The 21044-nt window shown below is 43.0% G+C and carries 8 protein-coding genes and 3 pseudogenes; 5 read left to right on the top strand and 6 right to left on the bottom strand.

The window, feature by feature from the left end; translation table 11 throughout:
* Positions 1 to 56: 56 nt before the first annotated feature.
* The 4 genes and pseudogenes from RS893_RS22125 to RS893_RS30370 form a co-directional block, all read right to left on the bottom strand.
* Positions 57 to 3203, bottom strand: a complete 3147-nt coding sequence (locus RS893_RS22125; protein WP_315787854.1) for an efflux RND transporter permease subunit — start codon at positions 3201 to 3203, stop codon at positions 57 to 59.
* Positions 3204 to 3510: 307 nt separating this feature from the next.
* Positions 3511 to 4869 carry an efflux RND transporter periplasmic adaptor subunit gene (locus RS893_RS22130; protein ID WP_315787855.1) on the bottom strand — a complete coding sequence of 453 codons (1359 nt, stop codon included), beginning with the start codon at positions 4867 to 4869 and terminating at the stop codon, positions 3511 to 3513.
* Between the two features lie 202 nt (positions 4870 to 5071).
* A complete protein-coding gene (locus tag RS893_RS22135; RefSeq protein WP_315787856.1) occupies positions 5072 to 5689 on the bottom strand; it encodes a TetR/AcrR family transcriptional regulator in 618 nt (205 codons plus the stop codon).
* A gap of 51 nt (positions 5690 to 5740) precedes the next feature.
* Positions 5741 to 5965, bottom strand: a pseudogene (locus RS893_RS30370) (tyrosine-type recombinase/integrase); the annotation flags it as partial.
* 364 nt (positions 5966 to 6329) lie between these two features.
* On the opposite strand from RS893_RS30370, the gene RS893_RS22140 reads away from it, so the two are divergent.
* From RS893_RS22140 to RS893_RS22150, 3 genes are all read left to right on the top strand, one after another.
* Positions 6330 to 7439 (top strand): NmrA family NAD(P)-binding protein, encoded by a 1110-nt coding sequence (locus tag RS893_RS22140; RefSeq protein ID WP_315787857.1) that lies wholly within the window; start codon positions 6330 to 6332, stop codon positions 7437 to 7439.
* 1664 nt (positions 7440 to 9103) lie between these two features.
* Positions 9104 to 10618: a hypothetical protein gene (locus RS893_RS22145; protein ID WP_315787858.1), complete on the top strand. Its 1515-nt coding sequence runs from the start codon at positions 9104 to 9106 to the stop codon at positions 10616 to 10618.
* Between the two features lie 251 nt (positions 10619 to 10869).
* Positions 10870 to 11523 (top strand): hypothetical protein, encoded by a 654-nt coding sequence (locus tag RS893_RS22150; RefSeq protein ID WP_315787859.1) that lies wholly within the window; start codon positions 10870 to 10872, stop codon positions 11521 to 11523.
* A gap of 36 nt (positions 11524 to 11559) precedes the next feature.
* On the opposite strand, the pseudogene RS893_RS22155 reads toward RS893_RS22150, so the two are convergent.
* Positions 11560 to 11775, bottom strand: a pseudogene (locus RS893_RS22155) (DDE-type integrase/transposase/recombinase); the annotation flags it as partial.
* Positions 11776 to 11805: 30 nt separating this feature from the next.
* Here RS893_RS22155 and RS893_RS22160 point away from each other — a divergent pair.
* Complete coding sequence (locus tag RS893_RS22160; RefSeq protein WP_315787860.1) at positions 11806 to 18858, top strand: SDR family NAD(P)-dependent oxidoreductase; 7053 nt, start codon at positions 11806 to 11808, stop codon at positions 18856 to 18858.
* A 129-nt stretch (positions 18859 to 18987) separates the two neighbouring features.
* On the top strand, positions 18988 to 20817 hold the full coding sequence (locus RS893_RS22165; protein WP_315787861.1) for an NAD(P)/FAD-dependent oxidoreductase: 1830 nt from the start codon (positions 18988 to 18990) through the stop codon (positions 20815 to 20817).
* Between the two features lie 47 nt (positions 20818 to 20864).
* On the opposite strand, the pseudogene RS893_RS22170 reads toward RS893_RS22165, so the two are convergent.
* Positions 20865 to 21044, bottom strand: a pseudogene (locus tag RS893_RS22170) (IS1 family transposase); the annotation flags it as partial.

Raw genomic sequence — 21044 nt, forward strand, 5'->3', positions numbered from 1 at the left:
ATTCTCAGTTGATCTAAATAGCTGACCTATCAGAGCAATAAAAGTAAAGTTCATACTCAAACTTTTGCATCCAACTCTGACAGTTTTCTGGCAGAGAAACTGGTTTTATAACGTCTACGTACTAGCACCAAAAAGGCAGGAGGTACGCAGTACAGAGACAATTGAGTAATACCAACCAAACCACCAATCATAACGATCGCAAAAGGCGGCCAAAAACCTGTACTATCAAAAAGCAAGGGAAAGAAACCACACATATCAGTAATTGTGGTAGAGATCATATGACGTGTGGCATGAACCACAACCTCACGTATTCCTTGGTGATCGCCTTGTTGAGCTAGCGGATCTTCTAATAAAGCAGCTAAAACAACAGTAGCTTCATTGATTCCTATACCTATGAGCGTAATCGTGGCCAGGATGGAAGTAAATCCAAACGGATAACCAAAAACACTTAAAGAGCCTAACCCAAAACCCGCAGCAAGTATAGCAATTAATCCGAGTACCCCTGCGATCGCAAAAGAATTAAAAGTTAGTACCAGTGTCCCCACCATCAGCACTAGCAACACACTCACCGTTGACAACAGATTAGTAACTGCTGTACTTCGTGTTTCTGCCTCACCTCCAAAATCTAATGAGTAACCGGGGGGTAACTGAAAGTCACTGGCTGCTAAACGGTGTTGGAAATCTGCCAGAACTTTCGCTGGTAGTACCCCAGCACTCAGCAATCCCTGTATTTTATTTACTCTTTGCCTGTTGCGTCGAAAGATAGTTGCCACATCAGGCATAAGTTGAACATCACCTACAGCCGAGAGTGGAATCCTAGCACGTTCCTGACCTGATGTTGGAGTGTTGTTTGATAGCAAATCTAAGGAAGAAATCTGATCCAAGTTACCACGCTGGGAATTTGATAAGCGCACACGCACGGGTAAGTTTTCCGTATCTTCCAAAACTGAGCCACCCACAGCCCCCTCTAAACTATTATCTAACTGCTGGGCAATCGCACTCTTATCAAGCCCTGCTAATCTTGCTTCTTCTTCGTCTATTTTTAAGCTGAGTTTCGGCAAAGCCTCAGCCAGAGTGGCGCGAGTATGGAGTACATGGGGAACTTGGTTTAATATTAACCGCATTTGGTTTCCCAATTCCCGTAAGCGTTCTAGGTCAGGGCCATAAAGGCGTAACTCAATAGGAGCCTCATATGGTGGACCTTGCTCCAGTTTTCGCACCCAAACGATAGCTGAAGGAAATGCCTGATCCAACTCTTTTTGCAAAGCTTGAATCACTGGTAATGGTAACACATTGGGTTTTAGTTGCACCAAACCTTGGGCGTAATTAGATGAATTTTCGCGATTATTAATGATGTTGTAGTAAATTTTCGGAGCGCTTTTACCGATAAACCAATGAACATCATTAACTTCTGGATGCTTTTTAATTAACTGCCGTGCTTGTAGAACAGTAGATTCAGTTTTTTCTAATGATGCTTGGATTGGTAGCTCTAACTCAGCGTAAAACTGATCCCGGCCTGAAGGTGGAAAAAACTCAATATCCAAATGGGGAGCTACGGCAAAACCAGCTATCGGTAAAATTAGAGACATACTTACTGCGATCACTGGTCTAGCAAGAGCTTTATCCAACGTCCAACGGTAAACTCGTGTGATCTGAGGGTGAGAAAAGCCTGTTTCCCACCAAACATTCCGGCTAGAAGTATGACTTCTACCTCTATGCGTCCAATCATGCAACTTTCCAGCCACCGCAGGTAAAATAGTTAACGATGTAACTAAAGAAGCTACGATCCCTAGAATTGAACTTAAGCCAATAGTACCAGTAAATTCCCCTACACCTCCAGGAGCTAAAGCAATAGGCAAGAAAGCCAAAACAGTGCTAGTAGTAGAACTCACAAGTGGAACAGCTAAGTGCTTAAAACTATCTGCGATCGCTTGTTCTGGAGCCATGCCTTCATGCAGGCGGACTTGCACTTCATCAACCACGGCAATTGAGTTATCAACCAGAAGACCCAAGGCAATAATTAGTCCTGTGACAGACATTTGATGCAATGGCACCTTTAATACTTGCATTGCCCCGAACACTATTAAAGATGACAGAGGCAAAGTGACAGCAACAACCAGTGCAGATCTCCAGCCCATCATAAAATAGAGGACAATCAACGCCAGGACAGAACCAATCAGCAATTCCTGGAGGACAACACGGATGCGAGCTGCGACATAACTGCTTTGGTCAAGAAGGACTTTTAAACCAATCCCACTTGGTAACTGGGCGCGGAATTTTTCTATGGTTTGATCGGCTACATGTTTCCAGTCATCAAGACGTTTCTCTGGTTCTACCAACACCTCTAGAGCGATCGCTGGCTGACCACTAACTAAAGCCAAACTGGCAAGCGGCTCAATTGTTGCTTTCTTAACTTGGGCAATATCACCCAAGCGAGTAAATTGACCCGAGTTACCAAAGCGAATAGGAATACGATTAATTCGCTCTAGCGAATCAAGTTCATCTTCAACTTCAAACAACAGATCATTGTTTGAACTACGTAGTTGACCAGCCGCTACCTTGGCATCACTTGAGAGAATCTGCCTCGATAATTCTGGCGCTGTCAAACCAAGGGAAGCTAAATCCGAGGGGCTAATCTCAACGATGATTTCTTCGTTGGGATCGCCAAACATCTCAACTTTTGTTGTGCCTGGAACATAGCGTAGTTGGTCTTTAAGTTCTTCACTCAGACGACGCAAAATTGTATAGTCTGTGGATTCTTTAAGATTCCAGGTCAAGGCAACAATCAAAGCATTGGCTTTAATTTCTAATTTTTCAAACCTGGGTCGTGAGGCTTCTGATGGCAGCTGGGGAATCGCATCTGTAATGCGATTGCGTACACGCGACCAAACTTCGTCAGCATCTTTACCCTTGACTGTGTCTTTCAGTTCAATGGAGATAATAGAGAAACCTGGGCGGGAGGTAGATTCAAGATGTTTGATCTCTTCAATATCAGATAATTCTTCCTCAATTTTATCGGTCACAAGCGTTTCCACACGCTCAACAGTTGCTCCAGGAAAAGCAGTTTTAATTAAAGCGTTGCGCTGAGTTAATACAGGATCTTCAAGGCGGGGCATAGTCACAAATGCAGAGAGTCCCCACACAACGATCAAGCAAATTGTCAGAAGTAGTAATTGGACATTGCGGTAAAACAGAGTTGACATTATTCTGACGCCCTTTTTTAACAGTTATCAGTTATCAGTTATCAGTTACCAATTTCATCACTTGGATAACAGTTCGCATTGTTAGCGGGTTTAAATCTCGCGTCATATACCTGATAACTGCGGCTATTACTGTTTGCTCAATTCAATATGTGTACAATACCTGAGTCGGGTTGGATTGTTTGGCGCACCAGAAGAGCGATCGCTTTGTCTGAAATAAATTTTCAATTTGACCGAGTTTTGATATTCCAACCAATCAATGAAGTGAGCAAACCTTCGCAAAATCTAAAATTGCTTGTCCCTCCTTGTCCTAAGAGCCTGCAATCTGTACTAGCTGACCAGGTACAATTCGTTGTATTCCGTCAATAATCACATTGTCACCAGACTCAATTGCTCCTCGAACTAGAACGCGATCGCCTTCGGTATGCACAACTTCCACGTCCCGACGTTCGACGCGATAGGGTTTTGTTGCATTCGCTAAGGATAAATTCTTTTGGGAATTTTCCGTCTCAGTTAAGGCATAACAAGACCACAAGCCACGTTTTCCTTGTACAAGTGCTGAGATTGGCAACCAGTATCCATTTGTTGAGACGGTTTGAGCAATTTTTAATCGCCCGATTTGTCCAGGTGCTACTGATTGCTTTGCCGCCTGTTCTAATGTGAGGACGACAGTACGAGTACGGGTAGCTAGATCAATTTCTGGCAGAATAGATGATACTTTCGCTGTGTATGTTGTTTCCCCAATTTGAACACTTTGGTTAGTACCTACTTGGAGTTGGGAAAGCAATGATACAGGAATACCGATTTCTAATTCTGGTCTTACATCTTCCATGAGGCGCAGCACTGCTTGACCTGCATTCACAACAGTTCCTTCATCCAGCCGCCGAGCCGCAATAATCCCAGCAAAAGGAGCTTTAATAGTACTTTTTGCTATAGTGATTTCGATGTCAGCTATACTGGCTTCTAATTGTTTGACTGCTGCCTTTTGCGCTGCTATCTGTTCTTTACGTGTTCCTGCCAATAACTCATTGAGATTACTTTTTGCTGCCGATAGACGCTCAAACAAGGCATTAGAGTTAAAGGCTACTTCGTCATATTGCTCTTTGGAAATTGCTCCTGTTTCGTAGAGATACTTGCGTCGAGTACGTTTTAGATGTTCCAGTTTTAATTGTTCTTCTATTTCTTTGACTTGAGCGCGAGCAGTTGCTATATCTTCGTTGCGAGGCCCGGTTTGTAATTCTTCCAATACAGCCACAGCTCGGTCTTTTTGAGCAATCAACTCTTGACGTTTAGCTTCTAAGTTAGTCGTATCCAGCTTGGCTAAAGCAGTTCCAGTAGCGACCCGATTTCCCCGATCAACACCAAACCAAACTAGTTTTCCACCTCGCTCAAAGCCTAGTTCACTGGCTCGAACTGCCTGGAATTCTCCTGTGTAGGTTCGTGAGATTTGATAAGACTTTACTGGCTTGACATTGGTTGTTTTGACAGTGAGCAGATTTACATCTGCACTGCTTTCTACATTTCGCTTGTCCATCAACAAGCGTGTGATGCCAATAGTCAGGCCAGATAGCAAGAGGATACTGCCTATTAGGGTTAGTCTTCTGGTTGTTGACTTGAAGTGAGGTATTACCTGTTTAAACGCAAGCTCATCAGATGACTTTGTTTTCATGGCTTTTATCCTTCAAAAGCGATCGCAACATTTGCTTGCTTGCATTTGGAATGGGGCATACGTAAACCTAATTTACAAATAATTATGTTGATTATGTTGCTGAAAACTCGCACCTATTAATGTTTTTGACCTCGCTTAAAATTCCCTAAATTTCAAAAAGGCTAAGCCAGTTGCTCTTTAAAAGAGCAAAAAAAATTTATCTTTATCTGTACTCATGTTCGTCTTTTAGAGAAACGAGGCTTGTCAAGTACTGATTTAAATGCTCAATCACTCTTTTCATGTGAATATGTTTTCTGTAGAGTTGGCTCATCATCAACGCTCCTTCAAGGTTAGCAATAACAATGGTTGCAACCACATCTGGCTCGACTGCCTGAGAAATTTCACCTTCAGCAATTCCCTTTTCGATAATTTGGCAAATAAGTTGTCGCCACCTGTTCATAGCTTCCTGTGTCTTTGCCCGTAAAACTGAATTTGTATCGTCGCTTTCAATCGCTGTGTTTAAAATTGGACACCCACCGGGAATAAGTGGTTCTCCAAGCACAAAACTTAGGTAGACAGAAGTGATGGCTTGCAGGCGTTCAATGGCATGAGTTTTTCCTTTGACAGCATCAACAAAACGTTGATTAACAAGATTAAAGGCAAGATCTAAAGCATGTAGTGCTAACTCTTCTTTACTTTGAAAATGGTTATATATTCCTCCTTTTTGCAATCCTGTAGCCTGCATAATATCCGACATCGAAACACCACTATAACCCTTCAGGTTAAACAGTTCTGCTGCCTTTGTCAGAATTTTTTCTCTGGTAATTTTTGCTTTGGACATTTAGCATCTCTATTTAAAGACCAATTGGTCTTTTAATCCATTGCCATATTATCAGAAGGAATATTTGGATGACAACAGGTAAAACAATATATTTGGGTGCGACTCTTTTAGGGATACATGGATGTTGTTATACCCCAAGTAACTCTGAATTGTCCGGGTATCAGTACCTCGATTGGCCTTGGGATAACAGGTTCCATGTCGTAGCATATTTGCGTGAACACAGGACAGACTTGCTAACTTGCCAGCCCGCTCAACAATTCCACCAATTGTATCTCGTGCTAATGGTTCACACTAAGACAGGAATACATAGAGACTAAGAGGATAATCTCTTTGAAGCTTACGGAGTGAGCGCATCTCCTCACCATAAAGTGGTTGGACACTATGTATCCCCTTTTTTACCCGCTTCACGTAAATCGTTCCAGCATTAAAGTCTATCTGCTCTACTGTTGATTTAAACATTGCGTTCGCACCTGCATTAGAAGGTGGGCATCTTCTGGAGTCCATTATCTAATTGAAGGACATGTATATCTTTAGGATATGTAATTGCCAACAATTCTAAAAAAATATTGAAACAGACTGTATTGTATAGTTATTGTCTTTATAATATGATTACCATCATACAATATCTAAAACTAACTTAATGAATAAACCGATCATTCTTGTAACTGGCGCTACTGGCAAAATAGGAAGCGCTGTCGTTTTGGAGCTTGTTAATCTCGGCTGGCCAGTACGCGCCGTTGTCCGCACGCTTGATGCGCGCAGTGAAAGATTGAGAAAACTTGGGGTGGAGGTGGTTGCCGCAGATTTATTCGATCCGGAACAGCTCTTTAGAGCCATGCAGGGAACCTCTCGTGCTTATTACTGTCCGCCTTTTAACTCGTATATGATCCAAAGCGCAGCCGCCTTTGTAGTTTCCGCTCAAAAGGCAAGACTCGAAGCCATCGTTGGCCTTAGCCAATGGCTTGCAAGTCCCTCGCATCCTTCATTGTTAACACGGCAACACTGGCTCGTCGACCACTTGTTCTCTATGATCCCAGGTGTCGCCCACACCATCGTCAACCCAGGATTCTTTGCTGATAACTATTTGCGCCTGATCAATTTTGCTGCTCATTTTGGTATGTTTCCTAACCTGACTGGTAACAGCCGCAATGCGCCGCCTTCAAATGAGGATATAGCACGCGTCGCTGTTGCTGCGTTGATTGATCCCGCAAAGCATAACGGTAAAACTTATCGTCCAACTGGACCTGTACTCCTTTCGGTAAGCGATATGACCAAAATCTTGAGCCGGGTGCTAAAGCGGAAGGTTCTCCCTATGAACATGCCGATGCCGATGTTTTTAAAGGCTGCGCGAGCTGAGGGCGTGAGCGCTTTCGAACTGAGTGGTTTCCGTTATTACGTTGAAGATCACAAGCGTGGGGCTTTTGAAATGGGCGCTCCAACCACTGACGTTTATGACGTCACAGGTCGACAGCCGGAGGATTTTGAAACCATCGCCCGCCGTTACGCCGCTTTGCCAAAGGCCCGTATCAGTTTGGAAAACAAGCTTCGCGCTTTGGTGGATTTCATTCGCATCGGTTTCACACCTGCTTACGATCTAGATGGCTACGAGCGGCAACAACGGCATCCATTGCTCGCTCATCCAATACTTGCCGCCGACTCCGAGGTTTGGATTAATGAGCATGGTGTAAACAATGGAGCGGATAGGCTTAGCTTTCAAGTCATAAATGGTATCGACGGAACACGCGTATGAGCATAGAAATGCTCTCTAATCTTTTCTTGCTCCTTTCCAGATTAATGGTAATCGTCGCTATTGGAGTGTTTTCCCGTTATTTGAAGGTTGTACTCGAATAACGTTGATCGCAATCTTTGTAGCGTGGCTTCTTTACGCTGGAACTCTTGAGTGCAAAGGCATAAAGACTTGAGGGCTGTTTAGCACATTTGCACGGGAGAAGTTGAGTCTAAAATTTCAGCAGGGTTGCTTATTAGCTTATAAGGTTTCAGAGTGTTTGTTGAGATCGCCTTACACGAACTCTACCAAAACCTACTTGTTCCACGAATGCTGATATTCGAGGGAGTAAACTTCGGCATTCTCGTTGGACTATCTGTTTCTCTTGTCGCTTGACTTTATACAAGGATCAATTATTCCATCATGAGATTATGGAGCATCACGGTAATTTGACTTTTGCCATTAAGTTGTAAAACATCGAAATAGCAGGGGCTACACTCAATTTTATTCTCAACAAATTAACTTTAGTGACATTAATCACGACATAAGTAAGATGTATAAGAGTATGGTAAGCGATCGCTCTGCCAAGAAGATAACTGGAAAAAAATAAATTAATCCAAAAAGCTCAAAAGACAGTTCTTAAATAATAATCATTCTGTGGGGGGAGAAAGCGACAGCAAGCGCTTTCTCCCCCTCAAATATGTGTGAAGAATTTATACTCCTTGCCTTTCATTTATCTTTGGGGTAGTTATGAGTTTTTTTAATGTTTTAGAGCTTTATAAATCTATTTAAAAACTAAATATTTAAAAACTTAAAGATTACATTGTTCCACAATAAATATTAATAAACCACTTATCTAAATTCAAGAGAATTTCATTTGTAGAATCGATGATATTTGATTTTTTATCTTACTAACGTAGCTTTTTATTCAGCTTAATTTCATTTTCATAAGCTTAAGTTACTAACTTCACAACCAGATGTTAACCTTTTCATGTCATATTTGAGCAAAGTTTAAAGTTGTCTCTATCTCATCTAAAATACTTTTATTTCACGTTCCAATAGTTTTTTCAAGCTTCCTAAGTTCGTTCAATTGGGGGAATTCCAATGTACAACAAACTAACAAGAAAGAGTGAACTTATGTTTTGCTATATTGACTCATTAGGAATGTTATACTATTGTAGTAGTTATGAACAAATGGACATCCAAAGTCCAGTTCTAAAATCAAACATGACCATTAAGCTTAAGTATCAGCAAGATTAGGCAAGCTCCTTAACTAAATACTAAGAAGATTGAGATTGACATCATCACTATGGTCATGTAGCAAAAATTATTGAATAAAAATTAAATAACACAATGATTGACTTGGTTTAGGCTTATTTAAGCAAGTAATTTCAAGTTTTAAGATACGAATTCTGTCTGAAATCGTATATAACCTTTTTCAACAGCTTAAACTTGTCCTTTGCAAATCATATTCATTGCCTCCATACCTTTCAATGTTCGTCAAACAGTATAAGGAGGTAGTGTTGTAAAAATTCTCTCTAGTACTACATAAATAGTCGTAACACACATGATTCACTCTATAAGTAGTAGTTCTCGAATCTTTTGCAACACTATCTGAATAATAATTCTCTGCAAAAGCTGATTAAACATCCTTGCAAAAGCTGATTAAACATCCTTAAACACAAATTATGTTAGCTAATTTTAATCGTCTGAGCAAAGCAGCGTCTATTGCGGCGTTGACCACTGGTATGACATTGACCGTTGGTGCGGCATTTACTGCACCACCTCCTCGAAAAGATTTCGCTCAAGATAATCCTGCTATTGTTGGTGCTGGTGGAGGCTCCGTTATCACCATTTTTGATGATAACAATCCCCTGAGCGATCCAGATGTTGGTTATGACAGTGAACTATGGAACTTCACAAACCGTTCAGGCAGCCCTTACAGATATATAATCACCGGTAGTGGTTATGGTCGTGGAGCGTTTCGCAATGGAGATATCGCTTTAGGCCAACGTGTTGACTTTGCAGTGACCGACGGTATAGGCACAACCTTTGGTGCTAACACAACTGTCCGCAACAACACCATTATCGACACAGTTACCAACCAGCCAGTTATTGACCCCATCACTGGTCTACATTACGTTGTTGTCAACGGAGTCAACATTAACATTGAGTTAGCTACCAATATTCAGTTTCCTGATGGTCGTTATTACGAGCCTAGTATGAGTCCAGAAGTAGCTTGCCGTATGTTAAGAGGAAACCCAGCTCTAGGCGATCCAGTCAACTGGAAACAAGTGAAAAATGCCAAGGGTGAGTTCGGTCCAGATGTGCCTATCATACGCGTTATTTCAGGTGATGTTAGCGGAGAGGTTGCTACCCTCTCTAACGGTAACGATCCCTCACAAAATAACGTCCCCGCTACTGTATTTACAGATAGTACAACTAGTGTGCGTGGAAGATACGGAATGGCTCAAGGATGTAATAACGGCGTTGAACTCTATCCAGGTGGTCCTAAACGACCTCCTCTTGACACTTTCCTCAGCAACCCTCTTCCTGATCTCAGCGCCGTTGACTCTACACAAACAGCATTTAATAACGGAGCAATAATCCCTAACCCAAGAATAACTGATATCGCCATTAATGCTGCTGCTACGACGAGCGACCCAACTAAAACAGATCCTTTCAATGCAGCTATTGAAACTGGCGATGACAACAACTCCAATTCTTATAATTTTGCTGTCATCAAAGCCATACGGTCTCACAATGGAACTATCGGCCCCGTGGAACGTACCTTGCTTGAAAGAGCAATAACAGACAACAACTCATTTCCACTACCACAGCAAATTTCGAAAGCTATATTGGTGATTCCAGCAGATAGTCCAACTGCTGCTCAGACCGGTACTGTCATTTCTGCGGGTCCGAACTATGTAATCTTTAGAGAGGACTACCTCACTGCTGGTCCTGGGAGTCCTTCCGATAGGAAAAAGGTAATTGCTGCTCGAAAAGTATGCTATGGTTACCTTTTCTCTGGCTTCCTGGGTAATCAAGCTGGTCAACTTTACCCTAAACAAGCAAACTTTAACATCAATAACACTGGTGGACAATTTCCTTACAACCAAGTTGGTAGTACTCAACAAGGTGCTGACACCGATAACTTTGGTCCTTGCAATAGAATCGGTCGACGCCTTCATAAAATGAGATAGCAAATGGATTACTAACAACAGATATCTGTCTGCAAAATGATGCTAAGAAGAATACTTAGACGTGCCAGACAAAGAATTAATCGCAAACTACCTTATCATCTTCGCGCTCATCGTGCTTAAAGATTTAACAATTGCAGACAGAAAAATCTTCCTCCTACGCTCCGTTGACGGTTGAGACTCCCGCGATATCGTTGACTAAAGTTGAGAATGAGAAAAATTCGTTCAAATCTTAGTGAAGGATGTATCCTAACATGTTAGAAATTAACAGACGTGTCATTTTGTCAGACAAAAATTTGGTGATTGATTGTGGAGACAACCGTTTACCAGTAGAAATTTTTGTAGTAGCAAAGCTTCCATCTGGAGTAGGAAAAGAAATTGTTCATGATGGTTTAGAACGGCAAAGAAAGCACAAGAATTTTATTGAAGAATATAACGAACCAAGCGCAAAAATTGCAAATACAGACTGGGAAAAAGGTGATTTGACGACCATATACACTTTTGGGGTTGATAAGAAAGATTTAGTTTTTCATCGACATGCAGGACATCGGGTAATCACTGCTGTTACTGGTGAATTTGGTGCTGTGCTTAAGTTTAGTAGTGCAACTCTTGATGAGATTAAGCAAGATCCTCAAATATTCATCGAGAAAATGACTATTGTTGAGCTTCCTAAAGACGCAATATTTGTTCTTCGGTTTCACGGGGAAGTTTATCATCAGTTTTGTCCAAAGAATAAGAGTTTTCAAGGTTTTTTTGCTGTATCAGTTCATACTAATGAATTAGGCGGATTAGACGACCAAATTTTGCTCCAAAAAGTTATCCAAGGTCATGCTTCGATTCCTTTGCTAACTGAGCCTATCCCTAAGGAGGTTGAATATCTCTTCTATCAAGAAGAGGCAAGGGTGTGATCGTACATCACCTTTTTCAGATATGCTGCATTCTTAGTTTACGTTGATCGCTGTTGAAGTTTGAGTATGAACAACATCCAGCATTTTACGTACGAACCTTTTAGCTGTTTTGGCATCGCGCTTGGCACTGAGCATAAAGTCTAGGGAATTGCTTTGTGAATCGACCGCTCTATACAAATACTTCCACTGCCCTTTGACTTTGATGTAGGTTTCATCGACACACCACGAATCGTTTGAGCAAGATGATCTCCGGCCAAAAGTGTCGCCATTTGAATAGAGATAATGTGGACATTGGAAAGCGGGAGTCGAGTTTTAGGCTTTCTTACCTTACCATCTACCTATTTTTGCGACACAACCATTTTTCTAACCAAAGTTAAAATAATTACCGATATGCACAGCACAGCATCTCACCCTAATGAAATTGCAGTTGTTGGCATGGGTTGTTGGTATCCTGGTGCCAATAATTTGCAACAACTGTGGGAAAACATAGTGGCGAGGCGACAACAATTTCGGCGATCGCCAAATCAAAGATTACCTATTTCTGACTATTACGATCCAGATCCCGATGCGCCAGACAAGACATATGGCAGCCGTATGGCTGTGATTGATGGTTTTGAGTTTGACTGGGTAAAGTGGCGCATTCCTAAAAGTGTAGTAGATTCTGCGGACATTGCTCAATGGCTAGCCTTGGAAGTTGCCATTCAAGCTGCGGAAGATGCTGGTTATAACCGTACAAACATTCCCACTGAACGCACAGGCGTATTGCTTGGTAACACCTTAACAGGAGAATTTTCACGCTCCACCAGCATGAGAATGCGTTGGCCCTATGTCCGGCGTGCCTTGGTTGCTACAGCCCAAGCACAGGAACTTCCACCATCAGCGATCGACTCCCTAGTGGAGACTATGGAGGCTTACTACAAATCTGTTTTCTCACCAATTACCGAAGACACACTCGCAGGTAATCTCTCCAACACAATTGCAGGCAGAGTTTGCAACTTTTTTAACTTTCACGGTGGCGGTTACACAGTCGATGGAGCCTGTTCTTCTTCCCTCATTGCTGTAGCTAACGCTGCTACCGCTTTAATGAATCGTGACTTAGACCTCGCTTTTGCAGGCGGCGTAGATATCAGTCTCGACACATTTGAATTGATTGGGTTTGCCAAAACAGGCGCTCTGACTGGTACAGACATGAAAGTTTATGATCGCAGAGCTAGTGGCTTCATCCCTGGTGAAGGATGCGGTTTTGTAGTTCTCAAGCGCTTAGAAGATGCTCGCGCTGATGGTAACTATATATATGCAGTCTTAAAAGGCTGGGGAATTTCATCTGATGGTAAAGGCGGAATTACCGCTCCTAATCGTGAAGGACAAGCTGCGGCATTGCGTCGTGCCTATGATCGAGCTGGTTACAGTCCCCATACACTGGATTTTGTCGAAGGACATGGAACTGGAACAGTCGTAGGCGATCGCACAGAACTAGAAGGTATAGCCTTAGCCATGAGTACTGATGGCGAACCCAATCCCCGTTCTTGTGGGATCACCTCCTTTAAATCTCTAGTTGGTCACACGAAAGCCGCAGCAGGTATTGGAGCCTTCATTAAATCAGTCATGGCTGTCAACCGCCGAGTCATCCCTCCGGTAGCTGATTGTCAAGAACCCAACGCAGTATTTGAGACTTCCGCCCGTTCTCTTTACCCGATTTTGCAAGGAGAAGTTCGTTCTCAAAGGGATATTCTGCGTGCCGGTGTCTCTGCAATGGGATTTGGCGGTATTAATTGCCATGTCACCCTGGAATCGGGCGATGCTCCGGCTGAGAAACTGCAAACTTCAATAGAAGAACAATCTCTGCTAGTTTCCAATCAGGATACAGAAATTTTTGTCTTGAGTGCTGAATCAATTCCCGCTTTACTCGAACAAACGCGGACTTTAATCAATACCGCAGAAGGTTTGAGTTTCGCAGAACAAGTTGACCTAGCTGCACACCTGAGCCGCAATCTCCAGCCCCAACTGCCGATTCGGGCTGCTTTGATCGCAGGTAAGCCTGAAGAGTTAGTTAACCATCTGACTCTGTTAGAAAAATTGTTGCATGAAACACCCCCAAGCAAAGGAGAGTTAGTTACTAGCCCACAAAAAGAAGTGTGGGTAGGCAATAGTGTCCAACAAAACAAAATCGGTTTTCTCTTTCCTGGCCAGGGTTCGCAGAAATTAAATATGAGTCGTTGGCTGGTAGAGCGTTATCCCTGGGCTAGAGAACTGGTAGAGCAAGCAGATATCTGGCTGCGTGAGGCTGGTTTTGGTGGTGTGCGAGAGTCCATCTATCTACCTCTAGACCGTGCTGTCAACCAAGAGCAAGTTGCAAGATGGTCGAAAGCACTAGCACAAACCGCAGTTGCTCAACCTGCAATCTCTTTGGCTTCATTGCTTTGGTTGCACTATCTTCAGCGTCTTGGGATTAAGCCCGTTGCTGTAGGTGGTCATAGCCTTGGCGAACTAACTGCTTTTCACGCCGCCGGAGCCTTTAACGAGAAATCACTTTTACGTCTAGCCGCAATTCGCGGACAGGCTATGTCTGCGACTGTGGAAGGCGAAAATCAAGGTGCGATGGCAAGTCTCGCTTGCTCTCAAGAAACAGCAGAGAATATTCTCAAGCAAGTCAGTGGTTACGTCGTTCTGGCTAACATCAATAGTCCAAAACAGATGGTGATCTCTGGCGAATCGGCTAGTGTGGAACAAGCGATCGCCCTAGCTCAAGCAGCAGGAATTCGCACTCATCTGCTACCAGTTTCTAACGCTTTCCATTCGCAATTAGTTGCAACCGCAGCCGAACATCTCAGAAAACAAGAATTAATTCCACAGCAGTTAAAACAAATCAACGTATCTTTGTTCTCCAGTGTCGACGGTCAGCAGCAAAACCAAGGGCTATCATTACGTGAACACTTTGCTAATCAAATTCTGGCACAGGTAGATTTTGTCTCACTAGTAAAAACACTGAATCAAACCTGCAATTTACTTGTGGAGGTAGGGCCAGGGAAAGTCCTTTCCAGTTTAGTCAGCGACATTAACGATACTAAGAAAGTATCTTGTTTCCCGGTTGAATCTAAACCTGGACTACACCGAGATTTGCATGTCATGTTGGCTGCGATATTTGTACGTGGCAATGAAATAAAATGGGAAGTTCTCTACGAAAATCGTCTTGTTCGTCCCTTTGTACCAGTATCAGCACGAGTATTCATTGAAAATCCCGTAGAGCGACCATTCCACATATCTGCCGAGCAAATATCTAAAATCTCTCCTGCTTCTGTGGAGACACTGCCTAGCCCAGAAAACCAAGTTCCTTGGGAAATCCTGTCTAATTATATTTCCCAACGAGGCAGGTTTTTAACAGAGGTGATCCGAGCAGACTTGCAAACTCTGTCGCATATTCCTAACCAAACCAACGGCAATGGTTTTGCGACCACCAATGGTTCTAGCAAAAATGGCTCCTCGAAGAATGGTTTCTCTAGTCCAAATAATGGTTCTTCACGAACTCCTAATTTGGCAACAGTCCCCTTAGACAAGCAAGTTGAAATCCCTCAAACTCCTCAACCACATATCAATGGCAATCAAACCAATAGTGTAGAAAGCTTTCTGGTAGACTTTATTGTCAAACAAACAGGTTTTCCACCACAAAGCGTCACGCCAAATATTAGACTACTCGATGACCTCAACCTTGATTCTATTAAAGCAGGGGAACTAATTGCTGCTGCCACCCTACAATTTGGTGTTGCGGGTAAGATTGATCCTGCATCTATGGCTAATGCCACAATTCAAGAGATTGCTGAGGCGATTCGGCTAGTGATTCCAGAAAGCAGTTCTCAGCCAGAAATAGCTGAAATAGTTCCAACCCATAGTCTTGCTATCAATGGCAATCAAACTAGTAGCGTGGAAAGCTTTCTGGTAGACTTTATCGTCAAACAAACAGGTTTTCCACCACAAAGCGTCACGCCAAATATTAGACTGCTTGATGACCTCAATCTCGATTCTATTAAAGCAGGGGAATTAATTGCTGCTACCACCCAACAATTTGGTGTTGCAGGTAAGGTTGACCCTGCGTCTATGGCTAATGCCACAATTCAAGAGATTGCTGAGGCAATTCGCTTAGTTATGCCACAAAGCAATCATGGAACCAATGGAGTGAAAAGTTCCACAAATGGCTCTCAGCTACAGGCTCGCAGACAGACTGAACAAACACAAACACCAGAGCGCGATCGCAAACCACGAGTACGTGACTACATAGTGAGTACTATTGCAGAGGCATCTACGCCAGTTGCTTTTGGGAAGCATCCTGATGAAAACTGGCAAACTACCAACGCCGTTATCCTCTGTGAAAGTACTGAAAATTCTATAGCTGAAGCGTTGTGTAAGAAACTACGTAACCAAGGCGCGCAAGCTCAAATCTTATCCTTTGCGACAGCACAGGCTGAAGCAGTCATTGATAACACTGAGTTTACTCACTTTATTGCTGTACTTCCGCAAAAACCGAGTAGTGGGTCGTCATCAGATACTCGTTTACTCAACATGATTGAGCGGTTACGCAGCATAGCCACTCCCCCGCCAGCTTCCCAAGCATCCCGCACCCATACAACAGTAGCGTATATTCAATTTGGTGGTGGACATTTCGGCACACAGCCACCGCTTGCAGATATTGAGCAATGCTGTGCGATCAGTTTTGCATCCAGTCTGCATTTAGAACGCCCTGATCTCAAAGTACGAGTCATTGATTTTTCTACCAAGCTTAGTCCTACTAAGATCGCAAAATGTGTAACAAAAGAGCTTGCTACCTCTCATTTCTACTTAGCTGCGGGTTATGATGCAACCCTGAAGCGTTATGTTCCGCGTCCGCAAGTGCAAGAACCAGCCGAGTATGAGGAACGAAAAATTACCTGGTCTTCTAAAGATGTGATTCTTGTTACTGGTGGAGCTAAGGGTATTACTGCGGAATGTGCCTTAGCTTTGGCGAAGAAAACAGGGGTACGCATGGCTCTAGTTGGTCGTTCGCCACTCCCAGACAAACATACTGTTGGTTCTGGCAATGCAGAGGTAATGCGGACCCTCGAACGCTTTAGTGCTGAAGGATTAACGTGTCTTTGCTACAGTTGTGATGTTGCTGATCCCGAATCTTTGAGGGCTGTCTTGCGACATATTCGCCAGGATCTTGGCGAGATTACTGGAGTCATTCATGGAGCTGCTTTAAATTGGCCGAGACTAATTGAGCAGGTGTCAACAGAAGCTGCGTTTGATGAAATCAAGCCCAAGCTTAAAGGCATACTTAATTTATGTCAGGAGTTTGCCGAAACACCGTTGAAGCTCTTTGCTGGTTTTTCATCCGTCATCGGTATTACCGGAATGCAACGTAATGCTTGGTACGGTTTCTCTAATGAAGCTTTAGATTTGATTTTGCGCCGCTTTAAAGCTCAACACCCAGAAACTGCGGTTGTTTCTATGGCGTTTAGTGTTTGGGAAGAAGTTGGTATGGGGGCGCGGATGGGTAGTGTTCGCAGTCTCAATAAAATGGGAATTAAGGCGATCCCCAAAGATGCAGGTGTAGCTCGGTTCTTGCATCTAATTGAGAACGAAGCTGCTGATATGCGAGTAGTAATTGCTGCTCCGATGCAAGCTCTTTCTGCTTTTGAAACCAGTGGTTTTGATACTTGGTTCCCAGAAAGATGTTTACCACCCAGAGAGTCAAAATTCTTAGAACGGGTGCTGCTGTGTGAACCAGGTGTGGAAATGGTTGCACGAGCGCACTTGAGCTTAGAGCGAGATTCTTACCTTCTGGATCATCTCTATAAAGGTTCATATCTGTTTCCCACGGTTTTCGGCTTAGAGGCTATGGCTCAAGCAGTTGCCTATGTTACGGGTCAGAATACTCTACCAACTCTAGAAATTGCCGATATCCGCCTAGAGCGCCCAATCGTTGTTGATCCAGAGAAAGGGTTAGATATCGAAATTCATGCAGAGGTACTGGAGCGAGAATCTAAAAATGCTCCCCAGGAGGTGTGTGTAACTATTAAGACTGAAAAAACAGGATTCAATATTAGCCACTTTTCTGCTACTTTTGTTCTCGGTACGCAGAAAACTCCTGCAATAGAGTCGGTTGAACTTCCATCTACAGCCTTAGATATTCAACCCCAAGAGGATCTCTATAGTTGGTTGCTGTTCCAGGGACCACGTTTCCAACGCTTGCAGGAAATTTACACATTAGATGCTGAAAAATGTGTCTTCCGCACTCAGAGAAACTTTAGTTTCTCCTCTGCTCAAGCAGACAATGCAGATAGGTCAGAAGGGCCATTCTTACTCGGAGATCCCTATTACAGAGACTCGTTACTCCAAGCTGGACAACTGTTGATCCCACAGGATAATTGCCTACCTGTACTGATTGAACGGATCGAAATTTACCAGCCAGACAGTGAGTTGAGTAATTCCTGTATCTGTATCACCGTACCCCAGGGTCAGTCAGGTAAGCAATTCCGTAATAGTGTACTTGTGATGACTGAAGATGGGCGTATTTTTGAAAAACTGAGTGGATACGAAGCACGGTTACTAGAACATCGCCAGGATAATCCGACGGTGGAAGAATTGGCTGCTCCCCAACGCAGAGATGAAGTACTACTGCACAAAAAAATTAGCGATCGCGCCCATTCTTTTGGAGTTAGCGCCCCTGAGATTTCCCTAACTTATCTGCCTGAAATCAGTACTCTTTCACTAGACGAACGTCACGCCCAAGAGTTGCCTTTATTCTATCAGGCTCTGGGTAAACTACTAAACTCCGATGTCTCGCAAATACAAATTAACTGGAGTGCATCTGGAAAACCAATGGTGAATGGAGTTGGAACAGAGGGAATAGAAGTTTCTCTTTCCCACGATCAGCGTGTCTGTCTGTGTGTCGCCGGACAAGGTCCTCAAGGTTGCGACATTGAACCTGTAAGCCATCGCAGCCAGCAGGATTGGAATGCACTGCTCAGTGAGGCACGACAACCATTAATGCAACAACTGTTGCTCCGCTCTGATGACTCAGGGGACTTGGCGGGAATGCGAATTTGGACGGCTGTAGAAGCCCTGCGTAAAGCAACTGGAGCCAAGGACATCAGCTTAAGAATTGCCCATATTGAAGGAGACAGCGTCCTGTTCCGTGATATGTCTGCTGGTAGTCAACTCAAAGTTCTCACTTTCCCTGTGCAGTTGACACGAGGCTTACAAAGGATGGTTGCATTGATTGTACAGGATGCTAAACCACAATCAACAAATGGAATTTATACAGAGAAGCGAGGTAACGAATTCACTTTTCTGAAAGCGTAAGTCTAGGTACAACTTTGCGTAAAGAAGTTGTGATGTGAAACGCAAAGGGGCGCGGAGTTAGGCGCAGAGGAACGCAGAGTTTTGGTGTAAAAGTTTCGCTAAATTTTAACTACACAAAAGCCAATGTTAATGAACAATACTCAATCTCAAGTTTACGATGTTGTGATTATGGGTGCTGGTATGGCAGGAGTTTGCCAAGCTCGCCATCTGCTACTCAATATTCCTAACATCAAGATTGCCTTAGTCGATCCCCGCCCAGAAGAACGAGCGGATAAGGATATGAAAGTGGGTGAATCAACTGTTGAAATCTCCACCCTGATGATTGGTAAGGAGTTGGGACTTTATGATTACATGATTGAAAATCACCCACCCAAGTTTGGCTTAAACTTTCATTGGCCTAAAGATCCTGCTAAAACAGAAAACACAGATGACTATTTTCATCTTTGGGCTACTCGTCAACCTCCCCTGGCTTCTGTTCTGATTAATCGCCCCAAATTTGAGCGCGATGTCCTGAAAATGAATAAAGAGATGGGTGTTGAATTTTACAACGGTCGAGTTGTTGATGTTGACTTCACTTCTGGCGATGAGTTGAATACTGTAAAAGTTAAAGTAGGTGATCAGCAGCTGGAACTAAAGACCAAACATGTTATTGATGCTGCTGGTCGTAAATTTATTATCGGTCGTAAGACAGATAATTTAGTCTTTGGGCCAGAGAATCTTTACGGTGTGAATAATGGTTCAGCATGGATGCGAGTCAGAAATGTTGATCGCACTATTTTCCATAATGGTTATGATCCAGCAAATGCTACATGCAGCCATTATTATGCAACCAATCACTGGATGGGTCATGGACATTGGGTGTGGATGATCCCAACGGATACCGATAGTATGGAATTGTCCATCGGCTTAGTCCACCATCATGAAGTCATACCTGCTCAAAGCGTTAATACTAAGGAAAAGTTCTCTGCTTTTCTAGAGGCTAATCATAATGTTGTCTACCAATTACTCAAGAGTGGGGAGGAAGTAGATTTCCATTATCTACCAAGGCTAGCGCATAAGAGTAAGCAGATGTACTCCAGGGATAACTGGTATGTCATTGGTGATGCAGCAGCCATGTTTGATCCCTTTTACTCGATGGGAATGACAATGATGTCCTTTCAAATCGAGAACGTCACGGAAATCATCCGGGCAAAATTTGCAGGTGAGGCTGATGTAGAGAAGAAGCGGGCTGTTTACAACAACTTTGCTGTCAACATGATTGCTCGCAATAATCACCTTGTTAGCCATCATGAAAAACAACTCGGTAACGCCAGTATCATGAGTTGGCGGATCTTCCTTGAAAATATGTGGTGGTTCGGGGTGCTGATCCCGATGTATATCGGCAAATGGCATTTAGATTTGCCGTTCCTCCACAAGTTTGGCAAACAAGGACGTGGTGCAGTTGTTGCTGAAACCTTGGAAGAAGCATATAAGCTTTTTGATAAGCTGTTGGAGAAGAAGCAGAATCTGGGATTTATGTACACCCATCGTACGGATGAATTACCTTTTGGGTATTCAATCACTAAAGACGTTAGTAAGTACATAGGTCTGAGTAAATACGAGCCTAAACACTGCAACATCTATGCCGAGATGAGAAATACTTATTTCTTCGTTGCCTTATGGTATCTGAAGTTGCTGTGGAAAGGATTTGGTTTGCCAGGTTTGCTAGCACCGAAAAATTTCAAACGAGTTTTAACTTTGTTGAAAATATCTGCTCAATCTTATGTAGATGAGTTGATTTTTGACTACCAAACCAGAAATATTCCCACTAACAGCACAGTTGCCAAGCAAAGACAAGAGTTCAAAACTTATCAACCCCGGACTGAACTCCAGCCTTGGCAGAATTTGGAAACTGTAGATGCAAATGACAAAGATAAGCAAGTGCTAATAATTTCAGAACTAGCCAAAGTTAGCAGCTAAGCCCAGCTTTCGATTCAAAAGTGGCCGTTGCTGAATGAAGGTATATTTCATGCTGGTAAAAGAACAGAACAATATTGGAGGTAGTGTAGTAACAATCGAACAGAGTGCTTCAGCATTTCTTTGGTTTTAAAATAGCAAAAAGTTTTGCAATAAAGACAAGCCCAATAATGCCTAAGTCTTGTATTTTCATTTTCGACTCGCGTCACATACGTCTTACTAACAATTTT

The sequence above is a fragment of the Fischerella sp. JS2 genome, assembly GCF_032393985.1.
GTDB lineage: Bacteria > Cyanobacteriota > Cyanobacteriia > Cyanobacteriales > Nostocaceae > Fischerella.

Coding starts and splice junctions, on each gene's coding strand:
- RS893_RS22125 (WP_315787854.1), bottom strand. CDS start 3,203: ATGTCAACTCTGTTTTACCGCAATGTCCAATTACTACTTCTGACAATT.
- RS893_RS22130 (WP_315787855.1), bottom strand. CDS start 4,869: ATGAAAACAAAGTCATCTGATGAGCTTGCGTTTAAACAGGTAATACCT.
- RS893_RS22135 (WP_315787856.1), bottom strand. CDS start 5,689: ATGTCCAAAGCAAAAATTACCAGAGAAAAAATTCTGACAAAGGCAGCA.
- RS893_RS22140 (WP_315787857.1), top strand. CDS start 6,330: ATGAATAAACCGATCATTCTTGTAACTGGCGCTACTGGCAAAATAGGA.
- RS893_RS22145 (WP_315787858.1), top strand. CDS start 9,104: ATGTTAGCTAATTTTAATCGTCTGAGCAAAGCAGCGTCTATTGCGGCG.
- RS893_RS22150 (WP_315787859.1), top strand. CDS start 10,870: ATGTTAGAAATTAACAGACGTGTCATTTTGTCAGACAAAAATTTGGTG.
- RS893_RS22160 (WP_315787860.1), top strand. CDS start 11,806: ATGTGGACATTGGAAAGCGGGAGTCGAGTTTTAGGCTTTCTTACCTTA.
- RS893_RS22165 (WP_315787861.1), top strand. CDS start 18,988: ATGAACAATACTCAATCTCAAGTTTACGATGTTGTGATTATGGGTGCT.